The organism is Streptomyces sp. MMG1533 (genome assembly GCF_001279775.1).
Taxonomy (GTDB): domain Bacteria; phylum Actinomycetota; class Actinomycetes; order Streptomycetales; family Streptomycetaceae; genus Streptomyces.
On record NZ_LGDG01000242.1, the window covers coordinates 38,454 to 58,564 of the forward strand.

Here is a 20,111-nt window from a genome sequence, read left to right on the forward strand (position 1 = left end):
GAGTGTGACCGTCAGAACAGCCGCAGCTTGTCGTCCTCGATCCCCCGCAGGGCGTTGTAGTCGAGGACCGTGCAGCCGATGCCGCGGTCCGTGGCGAGGACGCGGGCCTGCGGCTTGATCTCCTGGGCGGCGAAGACGCCGCGGACCGGGGCGAGATGGGGATCGCGGTTCAACAGCTCGAGGTAGCGGGTGAGTTGCTCGACTCCGTCGATCTCACCGCGTCGCTTGATCTCCACCGCGACGGTCCTGCCGTCCGCGTCCCGGCACAGGATGTCGACCGGGCCGATGGCCGTCATGTACTCGCGGCGGATGAGCGTGTAGCCCTCGCCGAGGGTCTCGATGCGGTCGGCGAGGAGCTCCTGGAGGTGCGCTTCCACGCCGTCCTTGATCAGGCCGGGATCCACGCCCAGTTCGTGCGAGGAGTCGTGGAGAACTTCCTCCATCGTGATGATGAGCTTCTCGCCCGCCTTGTTGATGACGGTCCAGACGCCTTCCTCCTCGCCGGAACCCTCCTTCAGCGTGCAGGGCGGCGACATCCAGTTCAGGGGCTTGTAGGCCCGGTCGTCCGCGTGGATGGAGACGCTGCCGTCCGCCTTCACCAGGATGAGACGGGGGGCGGAGGGGAGGTGGGCGGTGAGCCGGCCGGCGTAGTCGACGGAGCACCGGGCGATGACGAGACGCATGGTCGGCAACGCTACTCGACGGGCACAGGTACACGCGATTCGCCCTCCCGTCGCCCACCACCGCCCTCAACCGAGGGCCTGCGGCCCGTCCCTCTTGTTGTGGAACATGCCTGTTCGGTTGTGGCCGATTGTGTGCCTAATGAGGTCTCCGCATGTACGCATTCTCCTGGTGCCGTCACCGTCCGTTGCTTACCGTAGTAAACGGGAGGTCGCGAGTTGTGTACGCAGCGTGTTCGGTATCGCGAACTCCCTTTATCTGTCCGGCAACCCCTGTTGACCGGGGGTGCGAGAGGAGAACCCATGTCGCTCGACGTCTCACCGGCCCTACTCGAACAGGCCGAGCGAGGCGAGGTCGACGAAGCTGCCTTCGTCGACTGCGTCCGGACCTCCCTGCCCTACGCATGGGAGATGATCAGCTCCCTGGTGGCCCAGCTGAAGGTCGACGGCGGACCGTTCGCCGACAACCAGACGCCTCCGCCGGACGAGCAGGCACGCGGTCAGCTGCTGCGTGCGCTTGCGAGTGACGCGATACGCGGCGCGCTGCAACGGCACTTCGGTGTGCGGCTGGCATTCCAGAACTGCCACCGGGTGGCCGTCTTCCCGTTGGACTCCTCCGTCGACGAGACGCTGGCCCGCTTCACCTCGGCGCGCAACCAACTGCTGAACCAGTCCCCGGAACTGCGGGACTGCTGACGCGGTGAGCCGCTTGCTTGCCGCTCCGGACGCGGGAGGTGCATTCGTACCGGGGCGGCAAGCTCCTCGCCGGACAGGGCGGTTCAGCCGAGCTGCGGGATGACTTCGGCACCCAGCCGCCGGATGTTCTCCTCGGTGGCCGCCAGGTCTCCCGAGCCCTCCGTGAGCAGGGCGAAGCGGGAGACGCCGGTCCGCTCGCTGGTCGCCGCGAGCCGGTCGGCGCACAGTCGCGGGGTGCCCACCGGGTGCAGCCCGCAGAGCAGTTCGGTGTACGCCAGCGGATCGCGCATCCGGCGCTCGCGGCCGTCCACCGTGACATGGGCGCCGAGGCCCTCCTTCAGCCAGCCCGGCATCGCCTTCGTCAGCGCCTCCACCGCGTCCGTACGCCGGTCCGCGATCTGGCAGACACCGGCCGACACATGGGCCGCGCCGAGGACCTCCTCCGGCGAACGCCCCGCCGCGCGCGCGCACCTGCGCCACAGGGCGACCATCTCGGCCTTCTCCTCGTCCCCGACGTGCATCCCGAGCAGCATCGCCAGCCCGCGCTCGGCGGCCAGCCGCACGCTCGCCGGGGAGGTGCACGCGACGACGACCTCGGGGCCCGAGGCCTCCGTCAGCGCCTCCGACGGCCGCGGCACGACGGGGACTTCGCGGAAGGTGAACCGCTCGCCGGCGGCCGCGACCGAGGGTTCGCGCAGCCAGCGCACCAGCAGATCGAGTGATTCCGGGAACCCCGACTCGTACGCATCGAGGCCCGAGCCGAACACCTCCAGGTCCACCCACGGTCCGCCGCGCCCCACGCCCAGCGAGAAGCGCCCGCCGCTCGTCATGTGCAGCAGCGCGGCCTGTTCACCGAGCGCCACGGGGTGGGTGGTGGGCAGTACGCTGACGGCAGTGCCGACCCGGATGCGGTGGGTGCGACCGAGCAGCAGCGCCGCCAGCGTGACCGCCGACGGACACGTGCCGTACGGCACGAAGTGGTGCTCGGCCAGCCAGACCGCGTCCAGGCCGGCCTCCTCGGCAGCTTCGGCCGAGCGGACCGCGCGGTGCAGCGCCTCTCCCTGGCCCTGCCCCGGGAACTGGGCCGCCAACACGAAACTTCCTACGTGCATCGCTCTTCCTGCTTCCTTGGCCCCGACGCGGAGCTCCCCCACGCGGCATAACCGTCTGACACGTGCCGAGGACACGGCCTGGCGAAGAGATTTGCGGATTGTCTGCAGAATGGGTCGCGATGGAGGGGGACTTGTGGGGGTTGGTTCCCTACGCGTACCCCCGTCCGCGCCGCGTAGGCTGGACACGGCCCGTGCTTCCTGTATAGCCCCGTGAGGTGTCCCGTGTCCCCGCGTCGCAACCGACCCAAGGGAGCTGGTTCGTCAGGCTCGTCCGGCCGGAGCGCCGAGGACGACCGTTCCGGCCGCTACGGCGGCTTCCAGTCCGCCGAGGACTGGCAGGGGGAGCAGTGGAGCGTGCGGCACGTGGCCGGGGCGAGTGCCCAGGGCAAGGCGTACCGCTGCCCGGGCTGCGAGCAGCTGATCCCGGACGGCGTCCCGCACGTCGTCGCCTGGCCCGCGCACTCGGGCGTCGACGAGCGCCGCCACTGGCACAAGGCGTGCTGGAACGCGAAGGACCGCCGCACCACGCGGGTGCAGCGGTCCCGTAACGCGCCGAGGTTCTAGGAACCCCGCGGCTCACACGTCCCGCTTCTCCAGCAGCGCGAAGGCGCCGGCGAACGCGGCGGCCGTCACGCCGAGGGCGATCCACAGCGGGTCCCAGCCGGACGGGCCCGTCTCGGTGAGGGAGTTGGAGTAGAAGACGCTGAGCTGGTTCGGGATGGAGTACTCGAACAGGGCCTGGCGCAGGTCCTCCAGCGACGCCGAGAACATGAACAGCGCGATGACCAGCGGGGCCAGCACGACGCCGATCATGATGGTGATCGCGCCCGCCGAGTGCCGGATGATCGAGCCCATCACCAGCGAGAGCAGGCCGAGCAGCGCGATGTAGAGCGAGATGCCGACCGTGCCCTTCAGCCACTCCTGGCCGGACGGCTCCTTCGCGCCTTCCAGCAGGGCGACGTCCGCCATGGCGACCAGCAGGGCCGACGCCAGCGTCACCACGAAGGCCACCGAGAAGAACACGATCGCCTTCGCGGCGAGGACCCGGCCGCGCGAGGGGCACGCCACCATGGTGGTCCGGATCATGCCGGTGCCGTACTCCGAGGCCGTGGTCAGCACGCCGAGCGTGATGACGCACATGCTGCCGAGGAGCAGTCCGAAGAAGCCGAACGACAGGGGGTTCTCGCCCGCGAGGCTCTCCTCCGCCGAGTTGGCGGCGACGAGCGCGCCGGCCGCGAGCCCGATGCCGATGACGAGCAGCACGAACACGCCGAGCGTCCACATCGTGGAGCGCACTGACCGGATCTTGGTCCACTCGGAGGCGATCGCGTGCCCGAGGTGCGTGCGCACCACCGGGATCGGCGAGGTGTACGTGGGGAACGACGGGCCGGGCGCCGCCTGCCAGGTGGGTGCGGCCTGCGGCATCTGGGGCTGCGGGGTGCTCATCGGGCGTCCTCGGGCTTGTTCGGGTCGGCGGCAGGGGCGGAGGAGGCGGGGGCAGGGGCTCCCGGGGCCGCGGGCTGCGCGGGTGCCTGCGGGGGCTGAGGGGCGTACGGGGCCTGCGGGGCGTACGGGTTGGGCGCACCGGCGCCAGGGGCCGGTGCGGCGCCGGGAGCGCCGTACGGACCCGCCTGCGGCTGCCCCTGTGGCACCGGGAACGGCTGCCCGCCCTGCTGGGGCGGCGGCGGGGCGTACCAGCCCGGCTGGCCCTGCCCCGGCACCGGCATCGGCGGCTGCGCGCCGGGCGGCAGCGGCTGCTGGAGCCCGGCCTTCTGGTCGATGGTCGAGCGGTAGTCGACGGCGCCCTGCGTCATCCGCATGTACGCCTCCTCCAGCGAGGCCTGGTGCGGCGACAGCTCCCACAGGCGTACGTCGGTGTCGTGCGCGATGTCGCTGATGCGCGGCAGCGGCAGCCCCGTCACGCGCAGCCCGCCGTCCTGCTCCGGCAGCACGTGCCCGCCCGCCTCGGTGAGCGCGGACGACAGCTTCTCGCGCAGCTGCGGGTCGGTGTCGGGCGTACGGACGCGCGCGAAGTCGGCGGAGTTGGCCGAGATGAACTCCTTGATGCTCATGTCGGCGAGCAGCTGCCCGCGCCCGATCACGATCAGGTGGTCGGCGGTCAGCGCCATCTCGCTCATGAGGTGGGAGGAGACGAAGACCGTACGGCCCTCCGCCGCGAGTGCCTTCATCAGGTTGCGCACCCAGAGGATGCCCTCGGGGTCGAGGCCGTTGACCGGCTCGTCGAACAGCAGCACCTGAGGGTCGCCGAGCAGCGCGGCGGCGATGCCGAGCCGCTGGCCCATGCCGAGGGAGAAGCCCTTGGAGCGCTTCCTCGCCACGTCCTGGAGGCCGACCACGCCGAGCACCTCGTCCACCCGGCGGGCCGGGATGCCGGAGAGCTGGGCCAGGCACAGCAGGTGGTTGCGGGCGGCCCGGCCGCCGTGCACGGCCTTGGCGTCGAGCAGCGCGCCGACCTGGCGGGGCGCGTTGGGCAGCTTGCGGTACGGGTAGCCGCCGATCGTCACCTGCCCCGAGCTGGGGTTGTCCAGACCGAGGATCATCCGCATCGTCGTCGACTTGCCCGAGCCGTTGGGCCCGAGGAAGCCGGTGACGGCACCGGGCCGCACCTGGAAGGAAAGGTTGTACACAGCGGTCTTGTCGCCGTAGCGCTTGGTCAGGCCGACTGCCTCGATCATGCTCCGCACCCATCGCAAGGTTCAGGACAGCGGGGCACACGCCCCCCGTAAGGGTTAGGAGCTTATCGGGGCGCTGACGGTTCCGCTCAAATGAAAGCAAAGCCCAAAGCTTCCGGTGGCCCTCTTCGGCTTCAGGAGTCGCTCGTCGGCATCAGGCGTCGCTCGTCGGCGTCAGGCGTCCCTCTTCTTGAGCAGTACGTAACCGCCGAGCAGCGCGGCGGCCACCCACAGTGCCATGATCCCCAGGCCGCCCCAGGGGCCGTACGGGGTGTCGTCGTCGATCGGCGTGACCACCTGCATGATCTTGCTGCCGGCCTGGTCGGGCAGATAGCGGCCGAGCTTCTTCGTCGCGTCGACGTTGCCCAGGATGTTGGAGATCAGGAAGAAGAACGGCATCAGGATGCCCAGCGACAGCATCGGCGAGCGCAGCATCGCGGCGACGCCCATCGAGAACATCGCGATGAGGGTCATGTAGAGGCCCCCGCCGATGACCGCGCGCAGTACGCCGGAGTCACCGATCTCCGCCCTGTGGGTGCCGAGCATCGCCTGCCCCAGGAAGAAGGCGACGAAGCTGGTGGCCAGGCCGACGGCGAGGGAGAGCCCGGTGGCGACCGCGATCTTGCTGAAGAGGAAGGTGCCGCGCTGCGGTACGGCGGCCAGCGAGGTGCGGATCATGCCGGTGCTGTACTCGTTCGACACCACGAGCACCCCGAACACGATCATCGCGAGCTGACCGAGGCTCATGCCCGCGAAGCTGATGAACGTCGGGTCGAAGGAGAGCCGGTCGCCCCGGCTCATGTTGTCGAACTCGTTCTTCGACAGCGCCGAGATCAGCATGCCGAGCGCGATGGTGACGACCACGGCCAGGGAGAGCGTCCACACCGTGGACGCCACCGACCGGATCTTGGTCCATTCGGACCGGACGACCTGGATCGCCGCCATGGTCAGTTCCCCTTCCAGCCGTCGCCCCACTGCGGCTGCTGCGCGGCGGGCGTGTCGGCGTGTGCGTGGTACTCGACCGACTCCGCGGTCAGCTGCATGAACGCCTCCTCCAGGGAGGCCTGCTGAGGGCTCAGCTCGTGCAGCACTATCTGGTACTGGGCAGCCAGTTCGCCGATGTACTCGGGCTTGCAGCCGTCGACCTCCAGCGTGCCGTTGCCGGTCTGCACGACGGTGATCCCGGCGCTGTGCAGCACGTCGAGCAGCCGCTCGCGGTGGGGGGAGCGGATCCGCACGTACGACCGCGAGTTCTGCGCGATGAAGTCGGCCATGGAGGTGTCGGCCAGCAGCCGCCCCTGCCCGATGACCACCAGGTGGTCGGCGGTCAGCGCCATCTCGCTCATGAGGTGGGAGGAGACGAAGACCGTACGGCCCTGCGCGGCCAGCGACTTCATCAGGTTGCGGATCCAGTGGATGCCCTCGGGGTCGAGGCCGTTGACCGGCTCGTCGAACATCAGGATCCGCGGATCGCCGAGCAGCGCGCCCGCGATGCCGAGCCGCTGGCCCATGCCGAGCGAGAAGCCCTTGGCCTTCTTCTTCGCCACGGCCGTGAGGCCCACCGTGTCCAGCACCTGGTGCACCCGCTTCTTCGGGATGCCGTTGCTCTGCGCCAGGCACAGCAGGTGGTTGAAGGCGCTGCGCCCGCCGTGCATGGCCTTGGCGTCCAGCAGGGCGCCGATGTACTTGAACGGGTCCTTGAGCTGGTCGTAGTGCTTGCCGTCGATACGGACGTCCCCGGCGGTCGGCCGGTCGAGCCCCAGCATCATCCGCATGGTCGTCGACTTGCCGGCGCCGTTGGGCCCGAGGAAGCCCGTCACGATGCCCGGTCTGACGGTGAAGGTCAGGTTGTTGACCGCCACCTTCTCGCCGTACCGCTTGGTCAATCCCTCGAGCTCGATCATGCGCCCCACGCTAGGGGCGGGGTTCTGCGGATGCCAATCGTATGGGCAAACGGATACCGACGAGGGCGGCAACAACCGTGAAAGCCGTCGACCACAGGAAGGCGTGGGCGAAGGCGCCGGTGCCGTGTCCCGGTGCCGGTACGGCGGCCAGGACGGCCGTGCCGAAGGAGCCGCCGAGCTGCCGCACGATCCCGGTGGCGACCCGGACATGGTGCACGGGCTGCCGGCCGAGGCCCGGGACGTGGGGCCGTCCTTCGCCGGCATCGCGCGGGGCGCCGGAGGAGATCGTGGACGAGGGGTTCCTGCCGCTCATGTCATGCCATGGCATGACATGCCCTGACACGACGAAGGCCCGCACCCCCTTCGCAGAGGATGCGGGCCCAGTCGCACTACTTCACTACTTCACTCGCTTACCGGGACTGCTGAGCCGGGACACCCCGGGAGATCGGCTCGTCGTCGGCCGGCGAGCCGGCGGCGGCCACCGCGGCGCCCGTGAGCGTGGCGAGCATCTCGCGCACGTTCGTCAGCTGGGCGTTGATGGAGTCGCGACGGTTGGTGAGGGCCGCCAGCTCCCGCTCGGATTCCGAACGGATGCGGTCCGCCTTGGCGTTGGCGTCGGCCACGATGTCCTCGGCCTGGCGCTGTGCCGTCTCGACGGTCTGGCGGGCGCGACGCTCGGCGTCCGTGCGCAGCTTCTCCGCCTCCAGACGCAGCTGCTCCGCGCGGTGCTCGATCTCCGCGAGGCGCTTCTCCGCCTTCTGCTGACGGGACGCCAGGTCGCGCTCGGACTGCTCGCGGCGCTTGGCGAGGTTCGTCTCGAAGTCGGCGGCGGCCTGCGCGGCCTTGGCGCGGGTCTCCTCGAAGAGGGCGTCGGCCTCCTCGCGCTTCGACTGCGCGTCCTTCTGGGCCTCGGAGCGCAGCTGCGAGGCTTCGCTCTTGGCCTTCTCGACGATCCGGACGCCCTCGTCCTCGGCCTTGGCCTTGCGCTCCGCAGCGAACGATTCTGCATCGTTGCGAACCTGCTGGGCCGCGGACTCGGCGAGCTCGCGGTGCTGCTCGGCAGCGCGCCGGGCCTCCTCGCGCAGATCCTTGGCCTCTTCCTCGGCGAGGCGGAGGATCTTCTCGACACGCGCGCCGAGACCGGCGTACGACGGCTCGGCGTCGCTGACCTGAGCCTGGGCGTTCTGCGTCTCGAGGTGGAGCTCCTCGATGCGCTTTTCCAGAGCAGTGATACGGGCCAGAGCGCTGTCACGGTCGGAGACGAGCTTCGAGATGCGTTCGTCCACCTGAGCGCGGTCGTACCCACGCCGCACAAGCTCGAAGCCGTAGGGGGAAGTGTCGCTCATGGGGTTCCTGTCGAATGAGACCGGTGAGGTGATAGGGGGAATCCTAGGGGCCGAAGCGGTGTGTCATCGAGCGGATGCGTGTTTGATCTGGAGAATGACACCCCTTTTGGGTGGCTAACCCGCGGACTACTTGCCAAAGACTTGGTCAAAGGCCCCAGAAGACACCGGAATCCGCTCTCTGTTCTAGCCGTCCGACGACTTGGTACCCGAACGAGGGGCGCCGACGGTGGCACCCGCCTTGACACCGTCCTTGCCTCCCGCGGGGGCCTCGAAGGATTCCAACGCCTCCAGGACGTCCTGGACACGGGAGATCTCGGCGTTGATGTCCTCGCGACGGCGCACCAGGATCTCCAGCTCGCGCTTGCCCTCCTCGACAGTGCGCTTCGCCTCGCGGATCGCCTCGGCCTTGAGCTCCTCGGCCTCCCTCACGAGGGCCGCCTTCTTCTGCTCGGCCTCCTTCAGAAGCCCTTCGGCCTTCTTGACGGCGGCGATCCGCACCTTGCCGGCCTCGGAGTTCGCCTCCGACACCAGCTCCTTGGCCTTCGCCTGCGCCTTCTGCAGCTGCTCCTCGGAGGCCTTGATGAGCGCGTCGCAGCGGTCGCCGGTCGACCTCATCGTCTCGGAGGCCTCGCGGCGGGCCCGCTCGTGCAGGTTCTCGATCTCGGTCGTGATGCGGTCGCGCAGCTCCTCGGCCCGCTCCCTTATCGCGGTGGCGTCCCGGCGGGCGCCGACGAGCAGTTCGTCCGCGTCCGTACGGGCCTTCTCCACCCGCGCGTTGCCCTCGACCGTCGCCTCGGACACCAGCCGGTCGGCCTCGGTGCGGGCCGCGCCGACCATGCTGTCGGCCTGCGCCTCCGCGTCCGCGGTGGTCTTCTGAGCCTGCTGCTGCGCCTCGGTGAGCAGCTTGTCGGCCTCGGCGGTGGTCTCCGTGATGAGCTTGTCGACCTGCTCGGCCGCCTCGGAGCGCCGCTTGTTGGCGGCCTTGCGAGCCTCGTCGAGGGTGTGCTCGGCCTCCTCGCGCGCGGCCGTGGTGACCCGCTCGGCCTCCGACAGCGCCTCGGCCTTGACCCGCTCCGAGTCGTTGCGGATCCGCTCGGCGTGCTGCTGGGCCGCCCCGACCGTCTCGGCGGCCTCGGCGCGCAGCCGCTCCGCCTCGCCGCCCGCCTCCCCGAGCAGCTGCTCGGCCTTGGCGAGCGCCTCGGACCGTACCCGCTCGGCCTCCGCGATGGTCTCCGACCGCAGCCGCTCCGCCTCGGCCACCGTCTCCTGGCGCAGCCGGTCGGTGTCCGTGATCGTCTCGGTGGTGAGCCGCTCGGCCTCGTTGCGTGCCTCGGTGATGAGGGTGTCGGCCTGCGTCGCCGCGTCCGACCGGATGCGGTTGGCGTCCTCGCGGGCGTCCGCCCGGGTACGCGCGGCCGCCTGGTCGGCCTCGGCGATGGCGTCCGATGCCTCCGTACGCACCCGCTGGGCGTGCTCGGCCGCGTCCGACCGCAGCTGCTCCGCCTCCGCGATCGCGTCCGAAACCGTGTGCTCGGCGAGCGCCTTGGCGGCGTCCGTCTCCGCGGCCGCCTCGCGCCGGACCCGGTTGGCGTCCTCGGTGGCCCGCTCCCGCTCGGCGTAGGCGTCGGCACGGACCCGGTCCGACTCCTCCTGGGCCTCGCGCCGCGTACGGTCCGCCGCGTGCTCGGCGGCCGACCGCAGCCCGGTGATCTCGTCCTGTGCCTGCTCGTGCAGCCCGGCGACCGAATCCCGTACCTGCTGGGCGTGCTGCTCGGCGGCCGACACCATCTCGGTGGCCCGCCGGTCGGCTTCCTCGACGAGGCGTACGGCCTCGGCCTGGGCCTCCTCGACGCGCTTGCGCGCCGAGGCCAGCAGTTCCTCGCTCTGCTCGCGGGCCCGCTCGCGCTCCTGGCCGGCCTCCTCGCGGGCCGCGCCGAGGAGGTCCTCGGCCTCGCGGCGGCGCCGGTTGGCCTCCTCCTGCGCGGCGGCCAGCGTCTCCGACGCCTCCGTCGCCAGCCGCTCGGCGGCGGCCTGCGCCTCCGCCCGTACGCGATCGGCGCTGTCCTGCGCCTCCGACTTCAGGCGCTCGGCCTCGGCCGAGGCCTCCGACCGCAGGCGTACGGCGACGGCCTCGCCCTCCGCGCGGGAGGCGGAGGCGTCGGACGCGGCCTCGGTACGCAGCCGCTCGGCCTCCGTCTCGGCCTGCTGCTGGAGCGTACGGATCCGCTCGGCGGCCTCGCTGCGCAGCCGGTCGCCCTCCTCGGCGGCCTCACGACGGATCCGTGAGGCCTCCTCACGGGCTTCGGTCAGCGCCTGCTCGGCGGCGGCGAGTCGCTCCTCGGCCTCGGTGTGCAGCCGGGTCAGTTCCTCGGCGGCCTCCGCGCGGCGGGCCTCTATGGCCTGCTCGGTCTCCTCGTGCAGCTCGCGCGCGGCCCGCTCGGCGTCCGCCTTGATGCCCTCGGACTCCTCGACGACCTCGGCGCGGTGCCGCTCGGCCTCCTTGCGGGTGCGCTCGAGGGTCTCCTCGGCCTGCCGGCGCAGGGTCGTCGCCCGCTCGATGGCCTCCGTACGGACCTTCTCGCTGTCCGTGGTGGCCTTCTGGCGCAGCTCGTCCGCGTCCTGCCGGGTCTTCGCCAGCAGTTCCTCGGCGGTCCTGGCCGCCTCCTCGATCTGCTGGACGGCCTCCTTGCGCGCCTCGGAGCGGATCTTCTCGCCCTCGGCGACCGCCTCGGCGCGCAGCTGCTCGGCCTCGCCGCGCAGTCGGCGGGCCTCCTCCTGCAGCTCGACCGTCTTGGCGCGGTACTCCTTGGTGTCGTCCTTCGCCGTGCCCTTGAGCTGCTCGGCGATGTCGTGCGCCTCGGCGCGCAGCCGGTCCGCCTCGGACTCCGCCTCGGTGCGGATCCGCTCGGCCTCCTCGGCGGCGGCCTTGGTGGTGTTCCGCGCGTCCTCCTGGGCCTTGATGAGGACGTCCTCGGCCGTCTTCGCCGCCTTGGACAGCTGGGTCGCGCTCTCCTCGGCGGTGAGGGTGCGGGCCTTCTCGGCGGCCTCGTCGAGCAGCTTCTCGGCCTCGGCGCGGGCGTCCGCGACGATCTGCTCGGCGTCCGACCTGGTGGCCTCGGCCTCCTTGGTGGCCTCGCTGACCAGCCGGGCGACCTGCTCCTTCGCCGTGCGCGTGCGCTGCTCGTTGGTCGACTCCGCGCTCGACAGCGCCTTCTCGGCGGCGGCTTTGGCCTCGGCGACCAGCTTCTCCGCCTCGGCGCGGGCCTCGCGCAGGGCCGTGTCGGCCTCCGCGATGCGCTGCTCGGCGGTCCGGCTCAGCTCCTGCGCCTCGCGGCGGGCCGCGTCCGACTCGGAGAACGTGGAGGTACGCAGCTGCTCGGCGTGGTCGGTGGCCTCCTGGGCCTGCGTCGAGGCGGCGTTCAGCAGTCGTTCGGCGTCCGCGCGGGCGCGGCGCAGCAGCTGCTCGGCCTCCGCGCGGGCCGACTCGGCCTCGTTCGTCAGGCGCTGGCGGGCCTCGGAGGTCACCCGTTCGGCCTCCGCGCGGGCCGCCGCCATGGCCTGGTCGGCCTCGGCGCGGGACTCGTCGAGGAGCCGGCGGGCCTGCTGCTCGGTCCGGGCGCGCAGCTGCTCCGCCCAGGCCACGTTCTCGTTGACGTGCGACTCGACGGTCTGCCGGCGCTCGGCCAGCTCCTGGTCGAGCTGCTGGCGGCGGGTGACCGCCTCCTGGTGCAGCTCCGCCTGGAGGCGGGCGGCCTGCTCGGCGTGCTCCTGGAGGATGCGCTGGGTCTGCGCCCGGGCCTGGCTCAGCTCGCGCTCGGCCTCCAGGCGCAACTGGTCGGCCTGGACCTGCGCGTTGCGCAGCAACTGCTCGGCCTGGTAGCCGATGTCGCCGCCGTCGAAGGCGGGCCGGGACATGATGGTGCGACGCGCCTCGTGCAACTTGGCGCGCAGCACCTCGACCTGGTAGCCGAGGTCCTCGGCATGCTGGATCGCCTTTTCCCGCTCGGTCTTCAGCCGCTTCATCTCGGCTTCGAAACGAGTGAGGTGGTCGACGTCAGCCGCCGGTTCCCGCTCCTGGCTCTCGTAGCCCCGCACTGCGCGGTCCCATCCGTCCCCTGGTCGCAAGTCTCTCCGAACGAGCTCCGTCCGTCTGCCGAACGGGGCTCCCGGGGAATGGTGTCAGATCAACGGCGGAGCACGGGCTGCTGCCCCGACGCTCGTCCCCCGAAACCCGGACCCCGGCCAGGTCCCGCCGTCATGGCAGGACCCTGGTCGCCCTGGGTGGAGCGGCGACCGCCCCCAACCCTACCGGCCCATATGTACGGGGGTCAGTGCTCAGGTGACTCAACAGGCGCCGAAGTGACCAGTTCTGTCAGTACACCGTGGCAATCCTTCGGGTGCAGGAAGGTGATCCGTGACCCCATGGAACCGATTCGCGGCTCTTCGTACAGAACGCGTACGCCCTTCTGCCCGATGGCTGCGGCATCCGTGTCCACGTCCGCCGTACCGAAGGCGATGTGATGCACGCCCTCGCCGTTCTTCGCGAGCCACTTTCCCACGGCGGAGTCCTCCCTGGTCGGCTCGAGGAGCTGCAGGTACGAAGCCCCGCCGTCGGACGTATCGTTGATCTTGAGCATGGCCTCGCGTACGCCCTGCTCCTCGTTGACCTCGGAGTGGAAGACCTCGAAGCCGTACGTTGCCCGGTAGAACTCGACGGTCTTGTCGAGGTCGTGGCAGGCGATCCCGATGTGGTCGATTCGCGTCAGCATGGATTCAGTGCAGCGCGCCGGAGGTGGTTACGCAACGTGCGCGCGATCACACCGACGGCCCGATGACGGGGTGGACTACCGCTCAGTACATTCGAAGTAAACCCTCGTTCACTCCTCGGCCTGTGCAGGCCGGATAAGGGGATCGCAGCTCATGACTGGATCGAACAGCACGACCTCGGTGATCGTCGCAGGCGCCCGGACGCCCATGGGACGGTTGCTGGGCTCGCTGAAGTCCTTCTCGGGAGCCGACCTCGGCGGCTTCGCGATCAAGGCCGCCCTCGACCGTGCGGGGATCGGTGGCGACCAGGTGCAGTACGTGATCATGGGCCAGGTGCTCCAGGCCGGGGCAGGGCAGATCCCGGCCCGCCAGGCCGCGGTCAAGGCCGGCATCCCGATGAGCGTCCCGGCGCTCACCGTCAACAAGGTGTGTCTGTCCGGCCTCGACGCCATCGCCCTCGCCGACCAGCTCATCCGCGCCGGCGAGTTCGACGTGGTCGTCGCCGGCGGCCAGGAGTCCATGACCAACGCCCCCCACCTGCTGCCGAAGTCCCGCGAGGGCTTCAAGTACGGGGCGATCGAGATGCTCGACGCCATGGCGTACGACGGTCTCACCGACGCCTTCGAGAACATCGCCATGGGCGAGTCGACGGAGAAGCACAACACCCGCCTCGGCATCCGGCGCCCCGAGCAGGACGAGATCGCCGCGCTGTCCCACCAGCGTGCCGCGGCCGCCCAGAAGAACGGCCTGTTCGAGGCCGAGATCACCCCGGTGGAGATCCCGCAGCGCAAGGGCGAGCCGGTCGTCTTCAGCAAGGACGAGGGCATCCGCGGTGAGACCACCGCCGAGTCGCTCGGCAAGCTGCGCCCGGCGTTCACCAAGGACGGCACGATCACCGCGGGTTCGGCCTCGCAGATCTCCGACGGTGCCGCCGCGGTCGTGGTGATGAGCAAGGCCAAGGCGCAGGAGCTCGGTCTGGAGTGGATCGCCGAGATCGGCGCCCACGGCAATGTGGCCGGACCGGACAACTCCTTGCAGTCGCAACCGTCGAACGCCATCCTGCACGCCCTCAAGAAGGAGGGCCTGGAGGTCTCCGACCTCGATCTGGTCGAGATCAACGAGGCCTTCGCGGCGGTCGCGGTCCAGTCAATGAAGGACCTCGGGGTGTCCACGGATCGGGTGAACGTCAACGGCGGCGCGATCGCCCTCGGCCACCCGATCGGCATGTCCGGCGCCCGGCTCGTCCTGCACCTGGCGCTGGAGCTCAGGCGGCGCGGCGGCGGTGTGGGCGCGGCGGCGCTGTGCGGTGGCGGCGGTCAGGGTGACGCACTGATCGTGCGGGTACCGAAGGCCTGAGTTCGCTGTAGGTCTGTCTCTGATCTCTCTGGTCTCTCTGATCTCGCTGAACGGAGCTGTGATGCAGGACGTCTCCACACTGGTCGCCCAGGCCAGGGAGGGCCGGCCGCGGGCCGTGGCCCGGCTGATTTCCCTGGTGGAGGGGGCGTCCCCGCAGCTCAGGGAGGTCATGGCGGCACTGGCTCCGCTGACCGGCAACGCGTACGTCGTCGGCCTCACCGGCTCGCCGGGCGTCGGCAAGTCGACGTCCACGTCCGCCCTGGTGACCGCGTACCGCAAGCAGGGCAAGCGGGTCGGCGTCCTGGCCGTCGACCCGTCCTCGCCGTTCTCCGGCGGCGCGCTGCTCGGCGACCGGGTCCGCATGTCGGAGCACGCCTCCGACCCGGGCGTCTACATCCGCTCGATGGCGACGCGCGGCCACCTGGGCGGCCTCGCCTGGGCCGCACCGCAGGCGATCCGTGTCCTGGACGCGGCCGGCTGCGAGGTGATCCTGGTCGAGACGGTCGGGGTCGGCCAGTCGGAGGTCGAGATCGCCTCCCAGGCGGACACGTCGGTGGTGTTGCTGGCGCCGGGCATGGGTGACGGAATCCAGGCGGCGAAGGCCGGAATCCTGGAGATCGGCGACGTGTACGTCGTCAACAAGGCCGACCGCGACGGCGCGGACGCCACGGCCCGCGAACTGAACCACATGCTGGGCCTCGGCGAGTCCCGCGGCCCCGGCGACTGGCGTCCGCCCATCGTCAAGACCGTCGCCGCGCGCGCCGAGGGCATCGACGAGGTGGTGGAGGCCCTGGAGAAGCACCGCGCCTGGATGGAGGAGGGGGGCGTCCTGGCCGAACGCCGCCGCACGCGCGCCGCCCGCGAGGTCGAGACCATCGCCGTCACGGCCCTGCGCGAACGCATCGGCGACCTGCACGGCGACCGCCGGCTGAGCACCCTGGCGGAGAAGATCGTCGCCGGGGAGCTGGACCCCTACCGGGCGGCGGACGAGCTGGTGGCGGGGCTGACGGAGGGCTGAGCGGCCCATGGCGAACTCCGCGGACCCGCTGATACGTTGATCGACATGTTCCTCCTCCTGGCATAGGGCACGCCCGAGCCCGCGACCGCACCCGGCAGCACGCCGTGGCCGTCGCGGCACTTCGGCGTCCCTTCCCTGCCTCCAGTAGAGGAACTTTGTCGTGTCCGCTGTCTCCCCGCGGCCCTCGTATGCCGCGGTACTCCGCATTCCCCATGCCCGGCGCACCTTCGCGGCCGCCCTCGCCGCCCGGCTGTCGTACGGCATGGTCCCGATCGCCGTGATGCTCTGCGTGACCCGGGCGACCGGGTCGTACGCCGTCGCCGGCGTCGTCATGGCCGTGTTCGGCGCCACGGGCGTCTTCTTGTCGCCCTACCGGGCGGCCCTCGTCGACCGTTACGGCCCGCGCCGCGCGCTGCTGCCGATGGCGCTGCTGTACGCGGGGCTGCTCTGCGCGCTGGCGGTGGCCTGTTGGCGTCCGGGCGCCTCCGGACTGCTGCTCGGCCTGATCGCCGCCGTCACGGGCGCCTGCGCGCCGCCGCTCGGCCCCACCATGCGCACGGTGTGGGGCGAACTCGCCGAGGACCGGCTCCTGCTGCAGCGCGCGTACAGCCTGGACGGGGTCGCGGAGGAACTCCTCTACGTCACCGGCCCGTTGCTGGTCGGCGTGCTGGTCGGCTTCGCGTCGCCCGCGGTGGGCGTGGTGCTGGGCGCGCTGCTGATGGGGGTGGGGACGCCGGCGTTCGTCCTGTCACCGGCGGTCGGCGCGGTGCGCGGGAGCGGGCGTGTACGCAAGGGCCGACGGGCGCCGCTGACGCCGGGGCGGGAGTTGCTGCAGCCGATCGTCGTCGCGGGCGGTGTCGGTCTGTCCCTCAGCGCCGTCGACCTCCTCGTCGTCGCCTTCGCCGGGCAGCGGCAGCTCGGGGACGACACCGTGGCCTGGGTGCTCGCGGCGCTGTCGGCGGGCAGCGCCGTCGGTGGCCTGCTCAACGGTGCGGTGGACTGGCGTATGCCGGCCCGGGTCCGGCTTTCGTTCCTGGCGGCGGGCCTGGGCGTGACGCTCGGCGTCGCCGGTCTGGCGCCCGGCGTGGTCACCCTTGCGGGGGCCGCGGCCTGTGCGGGGCTGTTTGTCGCACCGGCCCTGACGACGGCTTATCTGATCGCCGACGAAGCCGCCCCGGCCGGGTTCCGTACGCAGTCGGGGGCGTGGGTCAACACGGCCTTCAACGCGGGGAGTTCGGCTGGGGCGGCGACGATGGGGGTGCTGGTGGAGCGACTTCCGCTGGGGGTGTGCTTCGTGGTGGCGGGCGGGGTGTCGGTGGGGGCGGCGGTGATCGCGGGAGTGCGCGCACCGGCGCCGGCGCGGGCGTAATTGGGGGCTCCGCCCCCCAGACCCCCGGCCTTTGCCCACCTTGCCACCCGTCCCGGTGGGGCGAGAGGCGGAGCCCGGGGGGGCACCTCCCGTCCGACCGAGTCGGCAGGGCGAGGGCCACTCCTGTCCGACCGAGTCGGGTGGTGGGTGGGCATAGGCCGGGGGTCCAGGGGGCGGAGCCTCCTGTGGCGGGTTGCAGGGGCGGCGCCCCTACCCCACGTCTACCCCACGTCAGTCGTCGTCGACGTCGTCACCGGCGTCATCAGCATCGTCCGCGTCGTCCGCCCGGTCCGCCGTGACCTTGCCGGTCTTCAGGCCGACGTTCCAGTCCTGCTCGGCCTTGCCGGACTTGTGCGTCTCCACCTCCCAGGCCTTCGAGGTGCCGTCCTCGTCCAGGTCCACCGATGTCACGGTGCCCTTGCCGGCCGCGGCGTCGGCCGCCTCCGCAGCCGTCACGGACGTCCCCTTCAGAGCGGCCCGCACCTCGGCGGTGTCGTCCTCGTGCTCGGTGTGGGAGCCGAGGACCTTGCCGGTGCCGGGGTCGATGCGCACGCTGTGCCAGGTGTTGCCGCTGCCGAGCACGTCGACGTCCCACACGACCGGCCCGGCGTCGTCCTGGTCGTCCAGGTCGGCGGAGACGGCGGTGCCCGGCGAGTGCCGCAGCGCGGAGGCGATGGCCTCGGCGGCCGTCACGTCACCGGACACGCGTGCCGTGCCGTCGTCCTGGACACCGCTCCCGTTCACCTGGACGTCCGTCTGCCGCGCCGTCCCCTCGTCGCCGTCCCCCGTCACCGCGAGAGCCGTGGCCGTACCGCCCCCGACCAGAGCGGCGGCCGTAACGGCGGCGATCACGATGTTGCGCTTCATGGGGTTACCTCCGGAATCATGCTGATTCAGTCGCTTCGTTTCGCTTTCGACGTCAACCAACATGGCCGATCGACGCTGAGAGGAACCTGAAGCCCCCTGAAGAGATCTTCAGCTCGGCTTTGCCAAGCTGAAGTCATGCGCCCACCCGTCACCCACCACCACCCTGCTCGAGACGCTTCGCGTCGCCCCTTTCGATTCTTGATCGTGGAGGACGAGAAGCGGCTGGCCCTGTCGCTCGCCAAGGGCCTGACGGCCGAGGGGTACGCCGTGGACGTGGTCCACGACGGCCGGGAGGGTCTGCACCGGGCCACCGAGGGGACGTACGACCTCGTGATCCTGGACATCATGCTCCCCGGCCTCAACGGCTACCGCGTCTGCGCCGCCCTGCGCGCCGCGGGCCACGACGTGCCGATCCTGATGCTCACCGCCAAGGACGGCGAGTACGACGAGGCGGAGGGCCTCGACACGGGTGCCGACGACTACCTGACCAAGCCGTTCTCGTACGTCGTCCTCGTCGCCCGGATCAAGGCCCTGCTGCGGCGCCGCGCGCAGGGCGGCGGGGCCTCGCCCGTGCAGGTGCACGGCGACCTGAAGGTCGACACCGCCGCCCGCCGCGTCTTCCTCGCGGACGACGAGATCGCGCTGACCGCCAAGGAGTTCGCGGTCCTGGAGCAGCTCGTGGTGCGGGCCGGCGAGGTGGTGTCCAAGTCCGAGATCCTGGAGCACGTCTGGGACTTCGCGTACGACGGCGACCCGAACATCGTCGAGGTGTACATCAGCGCCCTGCGCCGCAAGCTGCGCGCCGAGCTCATCCGGACGGTCCGCGGCGCCGGCTACCGGCTGGAGGCGGAGCAGCGATGAGACGGCTCTTCGGTTCCGTACGGTCCCGGGCGACGCTCGCCGCCACCCTCGTCGTCGCGGTGGCGCTGGTCGCGGCCGGGACCGCCGTACTGCTGTCCCTGCGGTCCAACCTGATCGGGCAGGCCGGGACGGAGGCGGAGCGTTCCGCGCGGACGGTGGCCGCCGACCTCTCCGGCGGGAAGACCTACGAGCAACTGTCCCTGGACGACGACGACCGGCCCGTCCAGGTCGTCGACGAGAAGGGCACGCTCGTCGCCGCGAGCGAGGACCTGGAGCGGATCAGCGGCACGGGAACCGGCGCCGTGCGCCCACAGGCATCCACGCCCACCGACGGCACCGGCGACGAGGACGCCGACGAGGACGCGGACGACGACTCCTCCCTCGAACCCGGCGAGATCGACGAGAAGACCGTCTTCACCAACGGCTCCGCGACGATCGACCAGCACAGTGCCGACTACCGCTTCGCCGCCGTCCAGTTGGAGACCGACAAACTGGGTCTGCTCACCGTCTACGCCGGCGCCCCCCTGTCCGCCGAGCAGAGCGCCGTGGGCACCGCGACGACCGTCATGCTGATCGGCTTCCCACTGCTGCTCGCCGTCGTCGCGGGCGTGACCTGGCTGGTCACCCGGCGTGCGCTGCGCCCGGTGGAGGGCATCCGCAGCGAGATGGCCGCGATCACCGCCTCGGAGGACCTCGCCCGCCGGGTCCCGGTGCCGGACACGCACGACGAGGTGGCCCGGCTCGCCCGCACCACGAACGAGACGCTGGTCGCCCTGGAGACCTCCGTGGAACGCCAGCGCCGCTTCGTCGCCGACGCCTCGCACGAGCTGCGCAGCCCGATCGCGTCCTTGCGCACCCAGCTCGAAGTGGGCGCCGCGCACCCCGAGTTGCTGGACGTGGCAGGGGCGGTCGAGGACACCGTACGACTTCAGCGCCTCGCCGCCGACCTGCTGCTGCTCGCCCGGCTGGACGCGGGGGAGCGGCCCGCCGCCGCCGCTCGGCTGGACCTGGCCGCGCTGGCGCGGGAGGAAGCCGCGGGGCGGGCGGGCGTGGGCGTGGAGGCGCCGGATGCGGTGGAAGTGGCCGGGTCGCGGGGGCAGTTGGAGCGGGTGCTCACCAACCTGCTGGACAACGCGGCGCGGCACGCCCGCTCGGCGGTCACGGTGACCGTGCGGCGGGAGGGGGAGTGGGCCGTGGCCGGGGTCGCCGACGACGGGAACGGAGTGCCCGAGGGTGACCGGGAGCGGATCTTCGAGCGGTTCGTACGGCTCGACGACGCCCGCAGCCGCGACGACGGCGGCGCCGGGCTCGGGCTCGCCATCGCCCGGGACGTCGCCGTACGGCACGGCGGCACGCTCACGGTCCGGGACGCGCCGGCAGGCGGAGCCCTGTTCGAACTCCGCCTGCCGCTCGCCTAGATGGCCGCCATCTCGATGGCCGGG

General features: G+C 71.3%; 18 protein-coding genes. 7 read left to right on the forward strand and 11 right to left on the reverse strand.

All coding sequences use genetic code 11. The annotated features are described in order from the left end of the window. Window positions 1–11: 11 nt before the first annotated feature. Window positions 12–683: an endonuclease NucS gene (gene nucS / locus ADK57_RS32610; protein ID WP_053753246.1), complete on the reverse strand. Its 672-nt coding sequence runs from the start codon at window positions 681–683 to the stop codon at window positions 12–14. 300 nt (window positions 684–983) lie between these two features. Here nucS and ADK57_RS32615 point away from each other — a divergent pair, with 300 nt between their 5' ends. Next, window positions 984–1,376, forward strand: coding sequence for an SCO5389 family protein (locus ADK57_RS32615; RefSeq protein ID WP_053753247.1), 393 nt, complete (start codon window positions 984–986; stop codon window positions 1,374–1,376). An 83-nt stretch (window positions 1,377–1,459) separates the two neighbouring features. On the opposite strand, the gene ADK57_RS32620 is transcribed toward ADK57_RS32615, so the two are convergent. Beyond that, the gene (locus ADK57_RS32620) at window positions 1,460–2,488 is read right to left on the reverse strand and encodes an LLM class flavin-dependent oxidoreductase (RefSeq protein ID WP_053753248.1); all 1,029 of its coding nucleotides are present in this window, start codon (window positions 2,486–2,488) and stop codon (window positions 1,460–1,462) included. Between the two features lie 222 nt (window positions 2,489–2,710). Between ADK57_RS32620 and ADK57_RS32625 the strand changes: the two genes are divergently transcribed. Beyond that, entirely contained in the window at window positions 2,711–3,052 is a 342-nt protein-coding gene (locus ADK57_RS32625; RefSeq protein WP_053753249.1) for a hypothetical protein, read from the forward strand. Window positions 3,053–3,064: 12 nt separating this feature from the next. Here ADK57_RS32625 and ADK57_RS32630 read toward each other — a convergent pair whose 3' ends face one another. The 8 genes from ADK57_RS32630 to mce form a co-directional block, all read right to left on the reverse strand. Then, window positions 3,065–3,934, reverse strand: coding sequence for an ABC transporter permease (locus ADK57_RS32630; protein WP_053753250.1), 870 nt, complete (start codon window positions 3,932–3,934; stop codon window positions 3,065–3,067). Beyond that, on the reverse strand, window positions 3,931–5,184 hold the full coding sequence (locus ADK57_RS32635) for an ABC transporter ATP-binding protein (RefSeq protein WP_053753251.1): 1,254 nt from the start codon (window positions 5,182–5,184) through the stop codon (window positions 3,931–3,933). The genes ADK57_RS32630 and ADK57_RS32635 overlap by 4 nt, the downstream gene beginning before the upstream one ends. 171 nt (window positions 5,185–5,355) lie before the next feature. Next, window positions 5,356–6,126 carry an ABC transporter permease gene (locus ADK57_RS32640; protein WP_053753252.1) on the reverse strand — a complete coding sequence of 257 codons (771 nt, stop codon included), beginning with the start codon at window positions 6,124–6,126 and terminating at the stop codon, window positions 5,356–5,358. A gap of 2 nt (window positions 6,127–6,128) precedes the next feature. Then, window positions 6,129–7,085, reverse strand: a complete 957-nt coding sequence (locus ADK57_RS32645; RefSeq protein WP_053753296.1) for an ABC transporter ATP-binding protein — start codon at window positions 7,083–7,085, stop codon at window positions 6,129–6,131. A 10-nt stretch (window positions 7,086–7,095) separates the two neighbouring features. Then, window positions 7,096–7,398 carry a hypothetical protein gene (locus tag ADK57_RS50645; RefSeq protein WP_053753253.1) on the reverse strand — a complete coding sequence of 101 codons (303 nt, stop codon included), beginning with the start codon at window positions 7,396–7,398 and terminating at the stop codon, window positions 7,096–7,098. A 97-nt stretch (window positions 7,399–7,495) separates the two neighbouring features. Then, window positions 7,496–8,431, reverse strand: a complete 936-nt coding sequence (locus tag ADK57_RS32655) for a cellulose-binding protein (protein ID WP_053753254.1) — start codon at window positions 8,429–8,431, stop codon at window positions 7,496–7,498. Window positions 8,432–8,614: 183 nt separating this feature from the next. Next, window positions 8,615–12,526 (reverse strand): polarized growth protein Scy, encoded by a 3,912-nt coding sequence (scy, locus tag ADK57_RS32660; RefSeq protein WP_053753255.1) that lies wholly within the window; start codon window positions 12,524–12,526, stop codon window positions 8,615–8,617. 233 nt (window positions 12,527–12,759) lie between these two features. Further along, window positions 12,760–13,200, reverse strand: coding sequence for a methylmalonyl-CoA epimerase (gene mce / locus ADK57_RS32665; protein WP_053753256.1), 441 nt, complete (start codon window positions 13,198–13,200; stop codon window positions 12,760–12,762). Between the two features lie 151 nt (window positions 13,201–13,351). Here mce and ADK57_RS32670 point away from each other — a divergent pair, with 151 nt between their 5' ends. The 3 genes from ADK57_RS32670 to ADK57_RS32680 all read left to right on the forward strand — a co-directional run bounded on the left by ADK57_RS32670 (window position 13,352) and on the right by ADK57_RS32680 (window position 16,941). Further along, window positions 13,352–14,554, forward strand: a complete 1,203-nt coding sequence (locus ADK57_RS32670) for an acetyl-CoA C-acetyltransferase (RefSeq protein ID WP_053753257.1) — start codon at window positions 13,352–13,354, stop codon at window positions 14,552–14,554. A 61-nt stretch (window positions 14,555–14,615) separates the two neighbouring features. Next, window positions 14,616–15,572 (forward strand): methylmalonyl Co-A mutase-associated GTPase MeaB, encoded by a 957-nt coding sequence (gene meaB, locus ADK57_RS32675; RefSeq protein ID WP_053753258.1) that lies wholly within the window; start codon window positions 14,616–14,618, stop codon window positions 15,570–15,572. A 160-nt stretch (window positions 15,573–15,732) separates the two neighbouring features. Beyond that, the gene (locus ADK57_RS32680; RefSeq protein ID WP_053753259.1) at window positions 15,733–16,941 is read left to right on the forward strand and encodes an MFS transporter; all 1,209 of its coding nucleotides are present in this window, start codon (window positions 15,733–15,735) and stop codon (window positions 16,939–16,941) included. A gap of 231 nt (window positions 16,942–17,172) precedes the next feature. On the opposite strand, the gene ADK57_RS32685 is transcribed toward ADK57_RS32680, so the two are convergent. After that, on the reverse strand, window positions 17,173–17,808 hold the full coding sequence (locus ADK57_RS32685) for a PepSY domain-containing protein (protein WP_053753260.1): 636 nt from the start codon (window positions 17,806–17,808) through the stop codon (window positions 17,173–17,175). Window positions 17,809–17,943: 135 nt separating this feature from the next. Here ADK57_RS32685 and ADK57_RS32690 point away from each other — a divergent pair, with 135 nt between their 5' ends. Then, complete coding sequence (locus tag ADK57_RS32690; protein ID WP_053753261.1) at window positions 17,944–18,669, forward strand: response regulator transcription factor; 726 nt, start codon at window positions 17,944–17,946, stop codon at window positions 18,667–18,669. Beyond that, window positions 18,666–20,087 carry a sensor histidine kinase gene (locus ADK57_RS32695; RefSeq protein WP_053753262.1) on the forward strand — a complete coding sequence of 474 codons (1,422 nt, stop codon included), beginning with the start codon at window positions 18,666–18,668 and terminating at the stop codon, window positions 20,085–20,087. Before ADK57_RS32690 ends, ADK57_RS32695 begins: the two co-directional genes overlap by 4 nt. The last annotated feature ends 24 nt before the right edge of the window (window positions 20,088–20,111 follow it).